Here is a 6,160-nt window from a genome sequence, read left to right as displayed (position 1 = left end):
CTACAACGGCGAGATCACGTACCACGACGAACACATGGGCGCGTTTTTGGACGGCCTCGCCCAGCGCGGGCTCGACGGCGACACGCTGGTCGTGATCACCAACGATCACGGCGAGGAGTTGGGCGAACACGGCCGCTGGGGGCACGGGCATTCGCTGTACGACGAGCTGTTGCGCGATCCGGTCGCGATGCGCTATCCGCCGCTGTTTCCCGCGGGCAAGCGGGTCGCCGACCCGGTCGAGGACGTGGACCTGGCGCCGACGATTCTCGAGGTCGCAGGCGTGGATCCCATCCCCGGGGTCGACGGCGAGTCTCTGGTGCCGCTGGTGCGCGGCGGCCGCGTCGCGCGGCCGCTGTACGCGGTGGCCGAGTTCCTCGACCACGCGCGCGCCGTGCGCGTGGGCCGGTGGAAGCTCATCCGCGGCGCGGGCGGCGCCAGTGAGCTGTACGACGTCGAAGCGGACCCGACCGAGAAGACGAACCGAGCGGACGACGCGCCCATCGCGCTGCGCCTGTGCGAGGTGATGCTGGGCGAGGCGATCGCGACGCCGACCAAGCGCAAGCGGCTCGAGGAGCGCTCGCGCGTGCGGAAGTTCGAGAGCGGCAATGCGAACATCGATCCGGAGTTGCGCAAGCAACTCGAAGCGCTCGGGTACCTGGGCGGTGGCGGCTGACGGCGCGCCGGCGTCGCCGCGACGCGCGGCTTCTGCGACGGGGCTGCGTCCGGCCGCCTGCGCTCGCGACGCCGCGATCGACGAGGACCGGGCCGGCCGCCGGCGGCGGTTCGCGCGCGCACTCGCGATCGCGGCGGTCGCGGCCGCGGCGTGGGGCGCGCCGGCCACGGCGCACGCCTACGTCGGGCCGGGCGCCGGCATCGCGGTCGCGACCACCGCGATGGCGCTGCTGGTGTCGACCGTGTTGGTCGTCGTCGGCCTGTTGCTGTGGCCGGTTCGGTGGCTGTGGCGACAGCTGACCGCGAAGCGGCCGCCGAAGACGCCGCGCATCGACCGCGCGGTCATCGTCGGGCTCGACGGGCTCGACCCGAAGCTCGTCGATCGCTTCATGGCGGAGGGCAAGCTGCCGGCGCTCGCGAAGCTGGCCGAATGCGGCACGTACCGGCGGTTGCAGACCACGTTCCCGGCCATGTCGCCGGTCGCGTGGAGTTCGTTCGCCACCGGCGTCAATCCGGCCAAGCACGGCATCTTCGACTTCCTCACGCGCGATCGGCGCACTTACATGGCCGACCTGTCGTCGGCCGACATCACGCCGTCGTCGCGGGCGCTGCGCATCGGCAACCTGCAGATCCCGATCGGCAAGCCCCAGCTCAAGCTCTTGCGCAAGAGCCGGCCGTTTTGGGACATCCTCGGCCGCTATCGCATCCCGTGCTCGATCTTGCGCGTGCCGATCACGTTTCCGCCGGAGCGGTTCCCGGGCTACATGCTGTCGGCGATGTGCGTGCCCGACCTGCAGGGCAGCCAGGGCACGTACACGTACTTCACCACGGGCGGCGCCGACGACGAGGAGCGTGTCGGCGGACGCCGCACGGTCGTGACCGTCGACGGCGACCGCGTGCGCACGTTCCTCGAGGGCCCGCCGAACCCGATGCGACGAGACGGCCGGCCGGTGCGCGCGCCGCTCGACATCCGCATCGACCGCGCGGCGAGGGCGGCGCGATTGACCGTCGGGCGTCACACGGTCACGCTCACGCTCGGCGAGTACACCGACTGGGTCGAGGTCGCGTTCCCGATGCGCCTCGGCTTCAAGATGCGCGGCATCTGTCGGTTCCGGCTGCTCGAGGTGGGCGAGGACGTGTTCCGCATGTACGTCACGCCGATCAACATCGACCCGGTCGCGCCGGTGCTGCCGATCTCCCACCCAAAAGTGTTCGCCACGTTCTTGGCGAAGCTGATCGGCCGATACGCGACGCTCGGGTTGGCGGAGGATACGTGGGCGCTCAACGAGGGCGTCCTCGACGAGCAGGCGTTTCTCGAGCAGGCGTGGGAGAACCACCGCGAGCGCGAGGCGATGTTCTTTCAGATGTTGCGCCGAACCAAGCGGGGCGTGATCGCGTGCGTGTTCGACGGGACCGACCGCATTCAGCACATGTTCATGCGCTATGTCGACGACGGCCACCCGGCGCGGCGCGACGACGCGGACCGGTGGGGGAAGGTGATCGAGGACACCTACGTGCGGATGGACCGGATGGTCCAGCGCGTGCTCGACGAGGTCGGCGACGACCCGCGCACGATGGTGATCGTGATGTCCGACCACGGCTTTCAGACGTTTCGCCGGGGCGTCAACCTCAACGCATGGCTCAGGCAGCGCGGCTACCTGGTGTTGGCCGATGGCGCCGACGGCACCGGCGAGTGGTTCGAGGGCGTGGACTGGTCGCGCACCCGCGCATTCGCGCTCGGGCTCGGCGGCATCTTCCTCAACGTGCGCGGCCGCGAGGCGCAGGGCATCGTCGAGCCGGGCGACGGCGCGCGCGCGCTGGCCGACCAGATCGCCGCCGAACTCACGGGCCTGCGCGACGACGAGGTCGGCGCCGTGGCCATCGACAATGCCTACGCGGCGCACCGCATCTACCAGGGGCCGTACGCGGACGACGCACCGGACGTCATCGTCGGCTACGCGGCCGGTTGGCGCGCGTCGTGGGAAGGCGTGCGCGGGATCTCGGCGGGCGAGGTGTTCACCGACAACACGCGCGCGTGGAGCGGCGACCACTGCATCGACCCCAAGCTGGTGCCGGGCGTGTTGTTCGCGAACCGCGAGCTGGCGCCCGCGCACGACGACGATCCGGCGATCTCCGACGTGGCGCCGACGCTGCTCGACCTGTTCGGCGTACCGGCACCGCGCTACATGGACGGCGCGACCCTGGCGCGATGATCCGCGGAGTGTCACTGGCTGCCGCCGCGATCGCGCTGGCGGCGTGTGCGTCGGAGCCGGCGTCGCCGCTGGCGCAGCGCCGGCTGCTCGTGCTCGGGGTGGACGGCATGGACCCGCAGCTGCTGCGCCAGTACATGCGCGAGGGGCGCACGCCCCACCTGGCTGCCCTCGCCGAGCGCGGCGGGTTCGTGGCGCTCGGCACGACGAATCCGCCGCAGAGCCCGGTGGCGTGGTCGACGTTCGCGACCGGGTTGGCGCCGTCGCACCACGGCATCTACGACTTCGTCCACCGCGATCCGCACGCGCTGGCGCCGTACCTGTCGACGTCGCGCGTCGAGCCGGGCAGCGCGATCACGATCGGGTCGTTCGCGCTGCCGACGTCCGGGCCGAAGGTCGAGCTGCTCCGCGGAGGCGTCGCGGTGTGGGAGCTGCTCGGGCGGCACGGCATTCCGTCGACGTTCGTCAAGTTGCCGGCCAACTTCCCGCCGCGCGGCGGCCCGCACGCCGAGCTGCTGTCGGGGATGGGCACGCCCGACCTGCTCGGCACCTACGGTACGTTCCACCTGTTTACCGACGACGCGGGCCGCATCGCCAAGGGCAATCCGTCGGGCGGCCAGGTGCACGCGCTGCGGTGGTCCGGCCAGCACGCGCGCGCGACCCTCTACGGTCCGCCGAACCCGACGTCGGCCACGGGCGAGCCCCTGTCGCTGCCGGTCGACATCGTCACGGATCGACACCGGCCGGTCGCGCTCGTTCGCATCGGCGACGTCGAGGCTCTGGTCGTCGAGGGAGAGTGGACCGACTGGATCCCGATCGCGTTCGATCCGGGGCTCGTCGGCGGCGAGGTGCGCGGCATCGTCAAGCTGTATCTGCAATCGGTGCGGCAGCCGCTGTCGCTGTACATGAGCCCGATCAACCTCGATCCGATCGACCCCGCCGTGCCGATCGCGGCGCCGGCGTCCTACGCGGCCGATCTCGCGCGCGACGCCGGTCGCTACTACACCCAGGGGATGCCCGAGGACACCAAGGCGCTCGCGGACGGCGTGCTGTCGGACGACGAGTTCCTCGCCCAGGCCGACCAGGTGTTCGCCGAGCGGCTCCGGCTGCTCGACCGCGAGCTGTCCCGGTTCGACCGCGGCGTGCTGTTCTTCTATTTTTCGTCGATCGATCAGGTGTCCCATATGTTCTTCCGCGCGCTCGCGCCGGACGCGCCGGCGCACGACGCGCGCTACGCGAACGTCATCCCGGACCTGTACGAACGCGTCGACGCCGCGATCGGCCGCGCGATCGACCGCGCGGGGCCCGACACGCCGGTGATCGTGTTGTCCGACCACGGATTTGCGCCCTACCGTCGCAAGGTCAACCTCAACACCTGGCTGGCCGAGCACGGCTACCTGGCGCTGCGCAGCGACGGCGCGGGCGACGGGCCGCTGGGGCACATCGACTGGGAGCGAACGCAGGCGTACGCGCTCGGGCTCAACCAGGTGTTCATCAACGTGCGCGGGCGCGAGCGCCACGGGTCGGTGCCCGCGTCACAGCGGGCCGTGGTGGCCGAGCGGCTCGCACGGCAGCTCGAGCAGATGCGCGACCCGGACACCGGCGCCCGCGTCGTCACGCGCGCGTACGTGCTCGACCCGGGAGACTACCCGGACCGGACGCCCGATTTGATCGTCGGCTACGCGCGGGGCTATCGCAGCTCCGACGAGTCGGCCGTCGGGACGGTGACGGAAAGGGTCGTCGAGGACAACCGAGACAAGTGGAGCGGCGACCACTGCATGGATCCGTCCCACGTGCCCGGAGTCCTCATCGCCAGCGAGCCGTTGGTCACCGGCGGCGACCCGCCGTCTCTGGCCGACCTCGCGCCGACGATTCTGTCGCGCTACGACATCGCGCCGCCGCCGGCGATGCACGGCACGCCGCGCGTTCAGTGGAAAGGAGAGGCTCGATGAGTGTCAAGGTCAAGCCGCCGCGCGCGCTGAAAAAGCGCCTCAAGGCCGTGGCAGCCAAGCACGACTTCGACGGCGTGGACGCCGTCGTCCACCATTTCATCGACCGCGGGCTCAAGCAGTACGAGCGAGGTGAGCCGCCGGCCGATCTGGCGGCGCGTCTCGATGCGGTCGTGGACGAGCAGGGGTACTCGTCGCGCGATGAGCTGATCGAGCACTTGCTGCTGCGCGGGCTCGACGCGTACGAGGACGCGCCCGACGATCCGGAAAAGCTGCGCGAGCGGCTGCGCGGGCTCGGATACATCGAGTAGCCCGATGGCGGCGATCGCGCGCGCGCTGGCCGGAGCGACGAACGCGTTGCTCGCGCCGTTCGACTGGATCCCGCGGCCCTGGGATCTGGTGCTGGTGTCCGTCGCCACGGGCGCGCTGATCCTGTGGATCTTGAAGTGGACGACCCGGCCGGCGTGGATCGCGCGCGCGCGCGACCAGATGGCGGCGGCGATCTACGAGATCCGGTTGTTCCTCGACAGCCCGCGGCGCGTGTTCGCCAGCCAGGGGCGGTTTCTGATGTGGAGCGGCGCCTACATCGGTGCGCTGCTGCCGGGCCTGTTGGTGGCGTCTGCACCGCTCGGCCTGCTGTACGTGCAACTGGACAGGCGCCACGGCGCCGGGCCGGTCGAGGTCGGCAAGCCGGTCGTCGTACGCGTCGACCTCGCCGACGGCGTCGACGGCGCCGATGTGTCGGTCGCGCCGGCCGCCGGTGTGCGCGCGACCGCGCCGCCGCTGTACGACGCGGACGAGGGCCGGGTCTACCTGCGCGTCGAGGTCGCGGAGCCGGGCACGCACGAACTGTCGATCGCGGCCGGCGGCGACCGCATCACCAAGCGCATCGTGGCCGACCCGCGAGCGCGCGCGGTGGACCCGGTGCGCGCGCGTGGGCTCGCCGCGCTGTGGAGTCCCGGTAGCGAGCCGCCGCTCGCGGACGACGGCCCGGTCGTGCGCGTGCAGGTGGCTCACCCGCCGCGACCGGACCCGTGGCTCGGCGTCGCCATGCCGTGGTGGCTGTACTGGCTCGTGATCGCGACCATCGCGGCGCTGGCGCTGCGCAAGCCGTTCGGCGTCGAGATCTAACCTGAAGTTCCCCCTCGTGTGAGGCCCAGATTTCGCGCATGCGCGCGGAATCTGGGCCTTTTGTTTGGTTTGGGCCCTGGGAAATGTTCCCATGTAATTTTGACAATTTCTGTTGTAATTGAGAGAATGCTTGTATATAAAGTTCCCATGTACATCGAGGTGGTGCCGAACCGAGGATCGCGACCGGCCATTCTGCTG

The 6,160-nt window shown here is 70.7% G+C and carries 5 protein-coding genes; all 5 read left to right on the top strand.

Annotated features, from left to right (window positions below):
* On the top strand, positions 1 to 673 hold a 673-nt coding region (locus D6689_17830), incomplete at its 5' end, for a hypothetical protein (protein ID RMH39038.1).
* Positions 606 to 2,885, top strand: coding sequence for a nucleotide pyrophosphatase (locus tag D6689_17825; protein ID RMH39037.1), 2,280 nt, complete (start codon positions 606 to 608; stop codon positions 2,883 to 2,885). The genes D6689_17830 and D6689_17825, both read left to right, overlap by 68 nt.
* Positions 2,882 to 4,834, top strand: coding sequence for a hypothetical protein (locus tag D6689_17820; GenBank protein RMH39036.1), 1,953 nt, complete (start codon positions 2,882 to 2,884; stop codon positions 4,832 to 4,834). The genes D6689_17825 and D6689_17820 overlap by 4 nt, the downstream gene beginning before the upstream one ends.
* Positions 4,831 to 5,142 (top strand): hypothetical protein, encoded by a 312-nt coding sequence (locus tag D6689_17815; protein RMH39035.1) that lies wholly within the window; start codon positions 4,831 to 4,833, stop codon positions 5,140 to 5,142. Before D6689_17820 ends, D6689_17815 begins: the two co-directional genes overlap by 4 nt.
* Positions 5,143 to 5,146: 4 nt before the next feature.
* Complete coding sequence (locus D6689_17810) at positions 5,147 to 5,962, top strand: hypothetical protein (protein RMH39034.1); 816 nt, start codon at positions 5,147 to 5,149, stop codon at positions 5,960 to 5,962.
* Positions 5,963 to 6,160 lie beyond the last annotated feature (198 nt).

This window comes from Deltaproteobacteria bacterium (assembly GCA_003696105.1).
GTDB lineage: Bacteria > Myxococcota_A > Polyangia > Haliangiales > J016 > J016.
The sequence above is the reverse complement of the archived record's forward strand: the minus strand, read 5'-3'. Positions and strand labels throughout refer to the sequence as shown.